The organism is Lentzea sp. CC55 (genome assembly GCF_021056325.1).
Classification (GTDB): Bacteria; Actinomycetota; Actinomycetes; order Mycobacteriales; family Pseudonocardiaceae; genus Lentzea; species Lentzea jiangxiensis.
Window position 1 is genome coordinate 201334 of sequence record NZ_JAJCXE010000019.1, and the last position, 13422, is coordinate 214755.

The window sequence follows — 13422 nt, forward strand, 5'->3', positions numbered from 1 at the left end:
GGACTCTCCGTAGGTTCGGGCGGGAACACGCGATGGCGCGCCTTCAGGTGAAGGCCGCACAGTACGACACGCTTGTGCCGCAACACTTTCGAGCGATGTCCCGGACAACACCTTCGGGTGAACAGCGGCGGGATTGGCCGACTGCGCCGGGATCGCTCAGTACCTTCCCGCCGTGCGGGAAACGAACACCGTGACGATCGTCTGCGGCACCAGACCTGAACTGATCAAGCTCGCGCCGCTCGTCGAGCACTTCGGCAGCGCGTGCACCATGATCTACACCGGCCAGCACTACGACCGCTCGATGTACTCGCTCATCCGGCGGGATGTGCCGGAACCGGGCGGATTCCACGAACTGCGCCTCGGCGGCCTGCGCCGCGGCGAGGGCCTGGGCCGCGCCGTGGCCGCCGTCGACGAGGTGTTCGCCTCCGAACGCCCGTCCGTGGTGATCGTGCAGGGCGACACCACCTCCGCCCTGGCCGGCGCGCTGGCCGCGAACGCCTGCGACGTGCCACTGGTGCACGTGGAGGCGGGGCTGCGCAGCTACGACCGCGCGATGCCCGAGGAGCACAACCGGGTGCTCATCGACCACCTCTCCGACCTGTGCTGCGCGCCCACCTCGCTGAACCGCTCCAACCTCCTCGGCGAGGGGATCGCGCTCAACCGGATCGCGGTCACGGGCAACACCGTCGTCGAGGCCCTGGCCCACGCGCTGCCTTCTCCCGACGAGGAGGACGCGGTGCTGGATGGGCTGGGGCTGAAGCGCGACCGCTACGTGCTGGCCACGATCCACCGGCCGGAGAACGTGGACGACGCCGCCGCGCTGGAGACCATCCTGCGGTCGCTCGGGGAGCTGCCCCTGCCGGTCGTGCTGCCCCTGCACCCCCGGACCGCCGCCCGCGTCGAGGCTTTCGGCCTCGGCTGGTTGCTGCACGGTCTGCAGGTGGTGCAGCCGCAGCCGTACCGGCCGTTCCTGGCCCTGGCGCACGGGTCCGCGGTGGTGGTATCCGACTCCGGGGGCATCCAGGAGGAGGTGAGTGTGCTGAAGCGGCCCGTGGTCGTCGTCCGGCGGAGCACGGAACGGCCGGAGATCGAAGGGACGTTCGGCACGCTCGTCCCGCCCGGCCCGCTGGTCGTCAGCGCGGTGCTGGCCTGGCTGGACGACGTGCCGGCGCACCGGGAGGCGTTGCGCCTGATCCCTTCGCCGTACGGGTCGGGCTCGCCCTCCGAGCTGATCGCCGCGGCGGTGCGCCGGGTGCTGCGCCCGGTCGCCGCAGCGGTTCCGGCAGGCGTCTAGACCACCACGTCCGAGGCAGGGCTGCGGGAGGGCTACCGCTTCCGCAGCAGCCGGGGAAACCTGCGGCCGGTCAAGGCGTCGTGCCGTGCCGCGGGCGCACCCGGCACGCCGCTGTGCGCCGAACGGCCGCAACTCGCCGCCGCCACCAGGCTGATCATCACCAGCCCGAAACTCACCAGGCCGAGTGCGAGAACGATCCCGCCGTGCAGCACAACGGCGAGCACGAGCCCGATGCGACGCAGGCCGGGATTTCCGCACACGCACACCACGATCGCCGTTTCGAGCAGGATCGTCCCCCATGTGATCGCGGAGGTGAGAATGCTCCGTTCGAGTAACGGCAGGAGGTCGGCGGTGACTCCGAAATACGCGTCCTGCATCACGTGGTGCATCGCGCTGCCGTTGCGCCATTCGTGTTCGGCGAGTTTGATCCAGACCGCCTGCCCGTACACGAGTACGACCTGAAGCCGGATCACCAGGTGCGTGATGTACGCGCTGCCGCGCCACCACGCCGGCAACGGTGTCGCGGCTCGTTTCCAATGCCATGCCCGATCATCGGCGAGGCACAGGGGGATGAGCAGGAGTGTGAGGAAACGGGCGACGTTCTCGCCGCCGTTGGGCACGTGCATCACGGCCGCCAGGCTGAACGTGGCGTACCAGTGCGGAATGCACGTCCAGCGCGGCCGGTAACCCGAGGCGGCGATCAGCAGCACGCCCGTTGTGACGAGACGAAGAACGGTCTGAGAACCGGGAGACGAACTCGCGCACCAGAGCGAAAGGGCGCGCAAACCGTCGCACCGAGGCCCTTCCGGGCCATTCGGCACGACCGGGAAGAGGTCGGTGTCCGAGGTGAACACGAGCACCGTCAGCTCGGCCAGCGCGACCAGTGAGCGGGCGAGGCCGAAGGCGCGCGTGCGGTGGTCGAACGCCAGCGCACGGGCTACCGGGGTGCGCACGGGAGGTCCACGACGGCGACGCGGACGACGTGCCGGACAGAGGTCTCCCGGCTGGGCCGCTCGGTCGCGAACACGGTGCGCCCGCACGGCTTCTTCGCGCCGAAGTAGCTGCTCAGGGCCAGTTTCGGTGCTGTGGCGACAACGGCGGCGCAGTCGGAGACGGTCGCCGCCGCGCAGTCCCGCCAGTGGCCGGCGGGTACCTCCCGCGCCGCGGTCAGCAGGCGCACCAGGTCGGCGTAGGACCCGCGGTCGAGGCCCGCCAGGTAGTCCCGGTCACCCGCGGTCCGGGTGATCGGGACGAACGTGCCCGCGACCTCGTCGTGGTGGTACGCGACGGTGAACTCACGTCCCGCCGCGTTGGTGAACAGTTGCATTCCCTGCGGCCAGAACAACCGGAAACTCTCCCGCTGGGCGGTCACCCGCGGCCCGACGACATCGGCGGGGAGCTGTGCGACCGTGGTCGCCAGGAGAAGCACCCCGAGTGCGGCGCCGGTGAAGGCCATGCCTTTCGCCGCACGTGTCCGGGCGTCCATTTCCTCGGACATGGGAACGGTTGTTCCGGCCGGTCAGCACTCGCCGGTCGTGCAAGGCCCGATGACGAGTGCCGTGTCGTTGTTCGAATTGACTGGTTCCGCGTCGGAAGCGGAACTCGCAATGGTCACGGCGACAAGTGCGGCAGCCGCCAGCAGTGCGCCAAAGAATCCGGCCCGTCTCATCTTTTTCTTTTCCCCTCCTGAGGCCACGAGGAACCTCCCTCCCTCGTCGCTGCGGAGGGGAATATGGCAGCGTTTGCGCAGTTCGTCAACTGGTCACGGGCCGTGTGCGAGCGGTTCCTCTGCGTGATTCCACGTCACGCTGAATCGGTACAGGCGAATCCGCGTATCTTTCCGCCTCTTGGCTCCTCTTAAAGGTGATATCTCATGTTCTCGTCGCGGTGCCACTGGTGTCCCCGCCGGCTCCACCCGTCGTACTCCGGAAGGAAGCGTGCGGCTGAATGGAATATCGGATTCTGGGCCCTCTGGAACTGCGGTCCGCCAGGCGTCCCGTCGCACTCGGGGGAGAACGCCAGCAGAAGCTGCTGGCGCTCCTGCTGCTCGGCACGGGCGAGGTCGTCGGGTTCGACAGGCTGATCGACGAGCTCTGGGACGACCCGCCCCAGACCGCGCGCCGCCAGGTGTGCAACGCGGCCGCCGCGGTGCGCCGCGTCGTGACGCGGGGCGGCGGCCGGCTGACCACCAGCACGCACGGCTACCGCCTCGACCTGCCGGACGGCGCCCTCGACGCCGACGCGTTCCGCTCGCTCGTCGAAGCCGCGGAGACCGCCGCCGCGCAGGGCGTGCCCGAGCAGGCGGTGGCGCTGCTGCAGAAGGGGCTCGACCTGTGGCGCGGGCCGGTGCTGACCGGACTGGCCTCCCCCTCGATCGACGCGGCCGCCCAAGGCCTGCACGAGCAGCGGCTGCAGGCCGTCGAACGGCTGGCCGGGCTGCGTCTCGAGCTGGGCGAGGTCACCTCGCTGCTCGGCGAGCTGACGGGCCTGGTGGCGGAGCACCCGCTGCGGGAGTCGTTGCGCGCCACCTTGATCCGGGCGCTGGACAGGGCCGGGCGGCGGGGCGACGCGCTGGCGGTGTTCGAGCGGGGGCGGCAGGTGCTCGCCGAGGAGCTGGGCACCGATCCCGGTCCGGAGCTGCGCGGGCTGCACGCCGAGCTCCTGCGCGCCGAACCGGTTCCGGCCGCACCCGGCCGGACCTGCCTGCCGTTCGACATCCCCGACTTCACCGGTCGTGAGTCCGAAGTGGACAGGCTGGTCCGCGTGGCCGGCGGGCGGGAGCACGCGGTCGTCACCGTCGAGGGCATGGGCGGCATCGGCAAGACCGCGCTCGCCGTGCACGTCGCGCACCGGCTGGCGGACCGCTTCCCGGACGGGCGCTGCTACGTCGACCTGCGGGGGTTCACCGCGGACACCACGCCGATGACCCCGGGGGCCGCGCTCGAGCTGCTGCTGCGCCAGATCGGCGTGCCGGCGGAGCAGATCCCGGCCGACCCCGCCGCGCGCCGGGACCTCTGGCTGGCCGAGGTCTCCGGGCGCCGGGTGCTGGTGGTGCTCGACAACGCGGCCGACGCGGCCCAGATCCGGCCGCTGCTGCCCGGCTCTCCCGGAACCGTGGCGCTGGTGGTGAGCCGTTGCCACCTCATGTCGCTCGAAGGCGCGGTCCCCGTGTCGCTCGACGTGCTGCCCACCGGTGACGCCATCGCGTTGTTCCGCCGCATCGCCGGGGAGGCGCGCACGGCCGCCGAACCGGAGGCGGTCGCGGAGGTGGTCGCGCTGTGCGGCAGGCTGCCGCTGGCGATCAGGATCGCCGCCTCGCGCTTCTGCCGCAGGCCGTGGACCGTCGCCCACCTCGCCGGGCAGCTGCGCGACCGGCAACGCCGCGCCCGCGCGTTCACCGCCGACGACCTGAGCGTGGCCGGAGTGCTCGCGCTGTCGTACCACCACCTGGACTCCGACCGGCAGGAGCTGTTCCGGCTGCTGGCACTGGTCCCCGGCGCCGACCTCGACGCGCACGCCGCGGCGGCGCTCGCGGGCGTGCCCGTGCCCGACGCCCGGGACGTGCTGGAGGAACTGGTCGAGTGCAACCTGCTCCTGCAGCGCAGGTCCGACCGCTACTGCCTGCACGACCTCGTCCGCGACTGCGCCCGCGACCTCGCCGACGCGGCGCACACACCGTCCGAACTGGACAGTGCGCGGCGGCGGCTGTTCGACTACTACCTGCACCTCGCCGACGTGCGGGGCCGCCGCAGCCTGCCGGGCCGCCGCGGCTTCGAGCCGGACCTGGCGTGGGAGCCGGAGCTGCCGCCGTCGCGGTCCGAAGAGGACGACGTCCGCCAGCTGCGCGCCGAGTACAAGAACATGGTCGCGGTGGCGGAGTACGCGAGCGCGCACGGCTGGCACGTCCACGCGTGGCAACTGCCGTGCCTGCTCCTGCCCTACTTGACGCGGGTGGGTCAGCGCTCCGGCGTGCTCGAACTGTCCCGCAACGCTTTGCGGGCAGCGCAGGCGCTGGGCGACCGGTGCGGCGAGTCGATGGCGCTGACGACGATCGCGTTCGCGCTGCGCGAGGCCGGCCGCCACGGCGAGGTGCTGGAGTTCCTCGGCCGCGCCATCACGATCAGCCGCGAGCTGGGCGACCTGCCCGCGGTCGTGGGAGGCCTGCGCGACCTCGGGGCCGCCAGGGTGCAGGCGGGCATGCTCGACGACGCGGCCCGCAGCTTCACCGAGGCGGTGGCGCTCGCGCGGTCGATCGGCGACCAGCGCGCCGAGGTGAACTCGACCATCGACCTGGGGTTCGTCGACTGCAACCTCGGCCGCTACGCCGAGGCGGACGCGCGGTTCCGCGAGGCGCTGGCGATGCACCAGCTCGACGGCTACGTGAGCGGCGAGGTCGTCGTGCTGATCAACCTGGGCTGGCTCGCGCAGTTGCGCGGACGCGACGCCGAGGCGGTCGTCGCGCTGGAACGCGCGGTGCGGCTGAGCCGCGAGATCGGCATGAGCCGGGGCGAGGGGATCTCCCTGGCGTGGCTCGGGGTCACCTACCGCAGGCAGGGCCGGATCGCCGACGCTCTCGCGGTGGGGCGCGAAGCCCTGGAGTCCGCGCGTCGCATGGACTTGCGCGAACCCGAGGGCGACGCGTTGAACGGCCTGGCGGAGACCTGCCTCGCCGCCGGCCGGGCCCGCGAGGCCGAGGCGCTGTCGTGGGAGGCCGAGGAGCTGGCGACGACCGGTGCGCTGCCGATGGTGCGGGCACGGGCCCACGAGGGCCTCGCGCACGCCGCCGCCCGGCGGGGCGACCACGCCCGGGCGCGCCTGCACTGGGAACGGGCAGTCGAGCTGTACCCGGACGGCGCGGTGGACGCGGAGAACCCGCGCGCCCACCTGGACCGTCCCGGCGCGCTGTGCATGCGGTGCGTCCGCGGCGCGGAGAGCGCGCGCCCGGCGGTCGTGCGCGAGATCGCTTCAGTCGGATGACCAGCCACGACATCCGTGCATCGGCCACCGATGCGGCACGGATGCACGGTGCTGGTGCACTGCTCGCGTCAGGTCGAACGGCGAGGAAGTGGTGTTCGAAGATGCTGCAGCCAGCGTTACCCGCAAGGCTGGTGGATCGGCCCGCGCTGACCGCGGCGCTCGACGCGGCGGCCACCCACGAGGTGGTCGTCGTGAAGGCGGGGCCCGGTTGGGGGAAGACGACCTCGGTGGCCGCGTGGGCGGCGACGCGACGGGCCTGCTGGCTCGGCGTCGACCGGGCGGACACCTCCCTGGAACGCCTGTCGCGCGGGCTGTTGCGCGCGTTGCGGCAGCGGTTGCCGCACCTGCCCGCCGAACTGGTCACGACCACCGCGCAGGGCGCCGGCACCGTCGCCGCGCTGGTCTGCGGGCTGCTGGACGCGCACCTCGACGAGCCCCTCGTGCTGGTGGTGGACGACGCCGGGCTGCTCGGCGGGGACAGCGAGTGCGCGCGGCTGCTCGAGGCGCTGTGCCGCCGCGGCCCGGAGCTGCTGCGGCTGGTGCTCGTCACCGGGGACGAGCTCGCGTTCGACCCCGGACCGGCCGCGGAGATCGGCTCGCGGGAGCTCGCCTTCACCGAGCGGGAGATCGCCGCGCTCGTCGACGACGACCCCGCCGAGGTGCTGGCGCGCACCGGGGGCTGGCCCGCGGCGGTCGTGCTGGGCGGCGGTGAACCGGCCGAGCTGGTGTCGGCCGTGCTGGCGGCGGAACCGGAGGAGAACCGGGACCTGCTGCGGGCCATCGCCTGTCTCGGGACCGCGAGCACGGCGCTGTGCCTCGCGCTCGGGTTCACCGACGTCCGCGACCGGTTGCCGGGGCTGGCTCGCCGCGGGCTGGTCAGCGGACCGGAGTGGAGCGTCCTCGAACCCGTCGCCGAGGTGCTCCGGCGCGACACCGAGGACGAGGAGCTCCGGGTCAAGGCCGCGGTGTTCTGCGAACGCACGGGCGCGCACGCCGAGGCGTTGCGGCACCTGGTCGCCGTGCGGAGGTGGGACCTGGTGGCGCAGTTGCTGTTGCGCAGGGACGAGCAGATCGTCGCCGGCGGTGACGCCGACGCGGTGCTGGCCGCGCTGGAACAGCTGGAGGTCGACGACTCCCGCCTGCACCTCGTGTGGGGCTTCGCCCTGCAGCACAGGGGTGACTGGCTCGGCGCGCTGCACTCCTACGAGCAGGCGGGCGAGATCGGCGTGCGCCTGTCGTGGCGGATGGGGCAGCTGCACGCGCTCGCCGGGCAGACCGGTGAAGCCGTGGAGTTGTTCGACCGCACGGTGTTCGACGACGTCGCCTCGCTCGACGAGGTGCGGCTGCTGTCGCTGGCCGTGGGCTGGTTCCGCGAGACCGGCCGGCACGACAGGGCGCGCGAGCTGGCGGAGAGGTGCGCGGAGGCGGCGCGCAGGTGCACGGGCCACGCCGCGTTCGCCTGGAGCAGCAGGGCGTTCGGGTTGCTCGCCGGGTTCGACGGCGAGCGGGGGCCGTTCGAGATGCACTACGGGCAGGCCGTGGACCGGGCGCGGCGGGCGGGCTGCCGCGTGCTGGAGCTGACGATCCGCTGCGAACGGGCGTCGTTCCTCGTGGAGACCGGTCCGGCGCGGGCGGTGGCCGAGATCGACGAGGTGCTGGTGCTCGGCAGGCAGGCGGGGCTCACCGGGCACGAGCCCGGCTGCCGCGGCGTCCGGGCGCGGGCGAACGTCCGGCTCGGCCGGTTCGACGACGCGCTGCGGGACGCCGGGCAGTGCGCGAAGGACCTCGTGACCAAGGCGGAGGTGCACCGCCGGCGGGGCGAACCCGGTCAGGCGCAGGCATTTCTCGACGAGGCACTGGCGCTGCCCGGCACCGACCCGCTCGTGCCGGCGACGCTCGCGAGGGTCGTGGCGGGCGAGGACGTCCGCCGGGCGCGCGAGCTCGCGGAGCACGCCGTCGCCACCAGCCAGGTCCTGCGGCTGGGGGAGGTGCCCGCGCTGCTCGCCCGGGGCTGGGTCGCGGTGCTCGCGGGCGACCGGGAGACCGCGCGGGCGGACGCCGCCTCGGCCAGGGCGCTCGCGGGACGCCGGGGCGACCGGGCAGGGCTCGCGGACGCGCTGCAGCTGGCGGCGGCGACCTCGGCGGACCGCGAGGCCCTGCTGGCCGAGGCCGTGATGGTGTGGCGGGCGGCGGGGGACCCGGTGGGCGAGGCGGCCGCGGAACTGGCGGCGGCACGGCTGACCGGGGTGGACGTGTCCCGGTGGGAGAACGCCCTGCGGGCTCGGGGAGTGCGCACCGACGTGCGGATGGCCGACGTGCTCGGCACCGGCGCCCCGAGGAGCGCGCGGATCGTCGTGCGGACGCTCGGCGGGTTCCAGGTGCTGCGCGACGGCGCGCCCGTGCCGTCCGCGTCGTGGCAGTCGAAGAAGGCGCGTGACCTGCTGAAGATCCTGGCGGCCAACAGGGGACGGCCGGTGCCGCGGCCGCAGCTGGTGGAGCTGCTGTGGCCGGACGACCTGTCGGACCGCACCGCCAACCGGCTCTCCGTGCTGCTGTCGACGTTGCGGGCCGTGCTGTCCGCGCCGGGCCTGCCCGCCGACGCCGAACCTCTCGTCGCCGACCGCGACACGGTGTCGCTCGACCTGTCCCTCGTGAACCTCGACGTGGCGGAGTTCCTCGACGCGGCGAACGCGGCGCTGGCGGCACACCGGCGGGCGGACCCGGCCGCGTTGTCGTTGCTGACCGACGCGGACGAGCTGCACGTCGGCGAGTTCCTGGCCGAGGAACCCTACGAGCAGTGGGCCGTCCAGGCCCGCGAGGAGGTCCGCGGGCGGTACACAGCCGTGCTGCGGGCGTTGGTGCAGCTGGTGCGCGATCCCGATCAGCAGGTCGGCTACCTGGTCCGGATGCTCGAGCTCGACCCCTACGACGAAAGCGCGCACGTGCGGCTGGTCAAGGCGCTGCGGGCGGCCGGACGGCACGGCGAGGCACGCCGGCGGTACCAGGTCTACCTGGAGCAGATGCGCGAGATCGGTGTCCTGCCGGTCGAGCCGGACCTGTTCGGCACCAGGGGTTCGGAAGTTCTTCGGGCGGGCTGAGACCGGATCTCCCGGTAGCGGGGCCACCTTCGCGGACGAGAGTCCGCCGGGGTGGCCCCACTTGTGTTTTCCCTGGTGGCACAAGGGATAAGAGCACCGTCAGGTTTCCCGAAGGGTGCGTTAAGGGCCGGTTCGTAGCTTCGTCGCGTGAAGGAACAAGGGACAAGCGGCTGGCTGGTCCGCCCCCGGCCACGGCCGGAGGCGGCGCTGCGGGTGGTGTGCGTTCCGTACGCGGGCGGTGGCGCGTCGGCCTTCTGGGACTGGGCGGACCTGCTCGGGGAGTCCGTCGAGCTGTGGTGCGCGGTGCTGCCGGGCAGGGAACGGCGGTTCGGCGAACCCGCGGTCACCGAGGCCGCGCGGATCTCGCAACCGCTGGCCGAGGCGATCCGGGCCGAGATCGCGGCACCGGTGGTGCTGTTCGGCCACAGCATGGGCGGCCTGATCGCGTTCGACGTCGCCCGCAGGCTCGGCGGCCAGGCCGAGCACCTGGTCGTGTCCGCCGCCAAGGCGCCGCACCTGCCGTTCGGCGGCGAACCGCACCTGCTCGACGACGACGGCCTGCTCGGCTGGATGACCACGCTCGGCGGCGTTCCCGCGGACCTGCTGGCGCACAGGGACGTTCTCGGCCTGCTCCTGCCGACGCTGCGCGCCGACCTCACCGTGTGCGCCGGGTTCCACGGCACCCGTGACGTGCTGGACGTGCCGATCACCGCGTTCTGCGGCACCGACGATCCGCTCGCGAGCGTGGCCGACGTCGCCGCGTGGCGGCACCACACCGCCGCCGGCTTCGACCTCGTGGTCCGGCCCGGCGGCCACTTCTACCTCAAGGACGACCCGGCGGCGGTGACGAGCGTCGTGCGCTCGGTGACCGCCAAGGAAGGTGTGCAGTGACCCAGCAGCGACCAGCGGCCACCCGTGGCCAGCAGCAGATCTGGTTCTCCGACCAGCTCGCGCCGGACGCCACGTTCAACACCGTGCCGGTGCACGTCGAGATCACCGGTGACCTCGACCCCTACGCGCTCGCCACCGCCCTGACCGCCGTCATCGACCGGCACGAGCCGTTGCGCACCAGCTACCGCCTCGACGGCACCGACCTCGTGCCCGAGGTCGCGCTGGAGGCGCACCTGTCGATCACCACCCACGACCTGCGCGACCTCCCCGCCGCCGCGCGGTCGGAGCGCGCCGAGGCGCTGGTGGCCGGTGAGCTCGCCCGCCGGGTCGACATCTCCGGCGGACTGCCGCTGAGGGTCGTGCTGCTGCGGCTGGAGGACGACCGCCACCGGCTCCTCCTGCTGGTGCACCACATCGCGATCGACGGCGCGTCCGTCGCGGTGCTCCAGGACGAGCTGCCGCGCTGCTACCAGGCCGCCGTCGACGGCGGGAACGTGTCGCTGCCCCGGCCCGCGGTCGCCTACCGCGACATCGCCCCGCTCTCCGGGGACGTCGGGCACTGGCGCACCGAGCTGGCCGACCTGCCGGAACCGCTGGAGCTGCCGGCGATCCGCACCCGCCCGGCCCGGCCCGACTTCGCCGCCGAGGTGCTGCCGCTGGTCGTGCCGGAGGAGCTCGCGGACGCGGTGCGGCGCACGGCGAGCACACACCGGTCGTCGTCGTTCATGGTGCTGCTCAGCGCGTTCACCGTGCTGCTGCACCGGATCACGGGCTCTTCGGACATCGTCGTCGGCTCGCCGTCCGCCGGTCGCGAGCACGCCGACACCCACGACCTGGTCGGCTACTTCGTCAACATGCTCGCGCTGCGGGTGCGCCCGGGGTGGGACCCGACGTTCGCCGAGGTCATGGACGCCGTGCGCGACACCGTCCTCGACGCGCTCGACCACCGCGACGCGCCGTTCCACGAGGTCTGCGAGGCGCTCGGGCAGACCGGCGACGTGGACCGCCACCCGGTCTTCCAGGTCGTCTTCGCCTCCCCGCCGCCGCTGGCCGGGCCGCTCGCCGCGGGGGGCTGCGTCTTCACGTTCACCCAGGGCACGAGCGACCAGGGGCTCTACGACCTCGAACTGCAGCTGCCCGACTCCGGCAGCGGCGAGATGCGCGGCTGGGTCAAGTTCCGCACCGCGCTGTACCACCGCGCCGACGTCGTCGACCTGACCGAGCGCTTCGCCACCGTGCTCGGCCAGCTCACGACCGCACCGCGGGCGCGGCTGTCGAACCTGTCGCTGCTGTCGGGCGACGAGCGCGACCGGATCGTCCGCGACCTCAACGCCACCGCGACGGCGTACCCGGCGGACGCCACCGTGGTCGAGCTGTTCGAGCAGACCGCCGACCGGTACCCCGGCGACGTCGCCGTCGAGTTCGGCGACGTGCGGCTCACCTACGCGGAGCTGGACCAGCGGGCCAACCGCCTCGCCGCGCACCTCGGCACCCTCGGGGTGGCCGGGAGGCCCGTCGGTCTCCTCGCGGACCGGGGCGTGGACTGGGTCGTCGCCGCGATCGCCGTGCTCAAGGCCGGGGGCGCCTACCTGCCGCTCGACCCGGAGTACCCGCTCGACCGCCTGCAGGCGTTGTGCGCCGACGCCTCCGCCACCGCCGTGGTCACCGACCGCCCGGTGGCCCTGACCGGGGTCGAGCTCGTCGACCTGTCCGCGATGGTGCTCACCTGCCCGGCCGACCGTCCACAGCGGACTCCGGTCGCGGACGACCTCGCCTACGTCATGTACACGTCCGGCTCGACCGGCATGCCGAAGGGCGTCTGCGTCAGCCACCGCAACGTGGTCCGGCTCGTCCGCGACACGAACTACGTCGACTTCGCGCCCGGTGACCGGGTCGCGCAGGCGTCCACGACGACGTTCGACGCGGCGACGTTCGAGATCTGGGGCGCGCTGCTGAACGGCGGCCGGCTGGTCGGGCTGCCCAAGGACGTCGCCCTCGACCCGGCGGCGCTGGGGGAGTGGTTGCGCGCCAACGAGATCGACACGCTCTTCCTCACCACCTCGGTCGCCATGCACGTGGCACGCGAGCTGCCCGGCGCGGTGTCCGGCCTGCGCTACTTCGTGTTCGGCGGGGAGCAGCCCGACGAGCACGCGATCGCGGCGCTGATCGCCCACCCCGGCGGCCCCGAGCACGTCGTGAACGGCTACGGCCCGACCGAGACGACCACCTTCGCGTCCAGCCACGAGTGCGACCGCGCGGAGGGCCGCGTGCCGTTGGGGCGCGCGCTGAGCAACACCCAGCTCTACGTGCTGGACCAGTACCTCGAGCCCGTGCCGCCGATGGCCGTCGGCGAGCTGTGCATCGGCGGGGACGGCGTCGGCCGCGGCTACGTCGGCAACCCCGCCCTGACCGCCGAGAAGTTCGTGCCCGACCACCTCGGCGGCAGGCCGGGGACGCGGCTGTACCGCACCGGGGACCTGGCGCGCCTGCTGCCGGACGGCACGTTCGAGTACCTGGGCCGCGCCGATCGGCAGGTGAAGATCCGCGGGTTCCGGATCGAGCCGGGCGAGGTCGAGGCGTGCCTGCACTCGTCGGGACTGGTCCGCCAGGCCGTGGTGGTGCCGCGCGAGGACTCCGCCGGTGACGTCGCCCTCGTCGGCTACGTCGTGCTGGAGCAGGCCGGCGAGGAGCAGCTCGACGAGCTGATGCGGCACGTGCGCGACGCGCTGCCCGCCTACCTCGTGCCGTCCGCACTGGTGCCGCTGGAGGCGTTGCCGTTGACCCGCAACGGGAAGCTGGACCTGCGCGCGCTGCCCGACCCGGAGATCGCCGCCGAGGAACCGGACGAGCCGCGGACGCTCACCGAGGTCGCCGTCGCGAACCTCTGGCGGCAGGTGCTCGGCGCCGAGTCGATCGGCCGCGGCACCAACTTCTTCGACCTCGGCGGCCATTCGCTCAAGGCCGCCCGCATCCTGTCGCGCATCGAGGGCGAGCTGGGGGTCCGGCTGCCCATGCGGTCGCTGTTCGACCACCCGACCGTCGCGGGCATCGCGACCGAGGTCGACCGGTTGCGCGACACCACACCCGTATCCGCCGGCGCGATCCGGGCAGGGGCCAGGCCCTCGCTCTCCGTCGCCGACCTGCTCGACCTGTGACCGGAGG

Annotated in this window: 7 protein-coding genes; 5 read left to right on the forward strand and 2 right to left on the reverse strand. The window is 73.2% G+C overall.

The genetic code is table 11. The features are described from left to right. The first annotated feature begins 172 nt into the window (after positions 1 to 172). The gene (wecB, locus tag L6E10_RS12640) at positions 173 to 1294 is read left to right on the forward strand and encodes a non-hydrolyzing UDP-N-acetylglucosamine 2-epimerase (RefSeq protein WP_236219694.1); all 1122 of its coding nucleotides are present in this window, start codon (positions 173 to 175) and stop codon (positions 1292 to 1294) included. A 32-nt stretch (positions 1295 to 1326) separates the two neighbouring features. Here wecB and L6E10_RS12645 read toward each other — a convergent pair whose 3' ends face one another. Together L6E10_RS12645 and L6E10_RS12650 are read right to left on the reverse strand one after the other, a co-directional pair. Further along, complete coding sequence (locus L6E10_RS12645) at positions 1327 to 2334, reverse strand: sporulation-delaying protein SdpB family protein (RefSeq protein WP_308102782.1); 1008 nt, start codon at positions 2332 to 2334, stop codon at positions 1327 to 1329. Next, a complete protein-coding gene (locus L6E10_RS12650) occupies positions 2232 to 2792 on the reverse strand; it encodes a hypothetical protein (RefSeq protein WP_236219696.1) in 561 nt (186 codons plus the stop codon). The genes L6E10_RS12645 and L6E10_RS12650 overlap by 103 nt, the downstream gene beginning before the upstream one ends. Before the next feature lie 449 nt (positions 2793 to 3241). Between L6E10_RS12650 and L6E10_RS12655 the strand changes: the two genes are divergently transcribed. The 4 genes from L6E10_RS12655 to L6E10_RS12670 all read left to right on the forward strand — a co-directional run bounded on the left by L6E10_RS12655 (position 3242) and on the right by L6E10_RS12670 (position 13415). Continuing rightward, entirely contained in the window at positions 3242 to 6271 is a 3030-nt protein-coding gene (locus tag L6E10_RS12655) for a BTAD domain-containing putative transcriptional regulator (RefSeq protein ID WP_236219697.1), read from the forward strand. A 131-nt stretch (positions 6272 to 6402) separates the two neighbouring features. Beyond that, a complete protein-coding gene (locus L6E10_RS40770; RefSeq protein WP_236219698.1) occupies positions 6403 to 9369 on the forward strand; it encodes a BTAD domain-containing putative transcriptional regulator in 2967 nt (988 codons plus the stop codon). Positions 9370 to 9516: 147 nt separating this feature from the next. Then, the gene (locus L6E10_RS12665; RefSeq protein WP_236219699.1) at positions 9517 to 10260 is read left to right on the forward strand and encodes a thioesterase II family protein; all 744 of its coding nucleotides are present in this window, start codon (positions 9517 to 9519) and stop codon (positions 10258 to 10260) included. Then, positions 10257 to 13415 (forward strand): amino acid adenylation domain-containing protein, encoded by a 3159-nt coding sequence (locus tag L6E10_RS12670; protein WP_236219700.1) that lies wholly within the window; start codon positions 10257 to 10259, stop codon positions 13413 to 13415. Before L6E10_RS12665 ends, L6E10_RS12670 begins: the two co-directional genes overlap by 4 nt. The last annotated feature ends 7 nt before the right edge of the window (positions 13416 to 13422 follow it).

Coding starts and splice junctions, on each gene's coding strand:
- L6E10_RS12650 (WP_236219696.1), bottom strand. CDS start 2,792: ATGTCCGAGGAAATGGACGCCCGGACACGTGCGGCGAAAGGCATGGCC.
- L6E10_RS12655 (WP_236219697.1), top strand. CDS start 3,242: ATGGAATATCGGATTCTGGGCCCTCTGGAACTGCGGTCCGCCAGGCGT.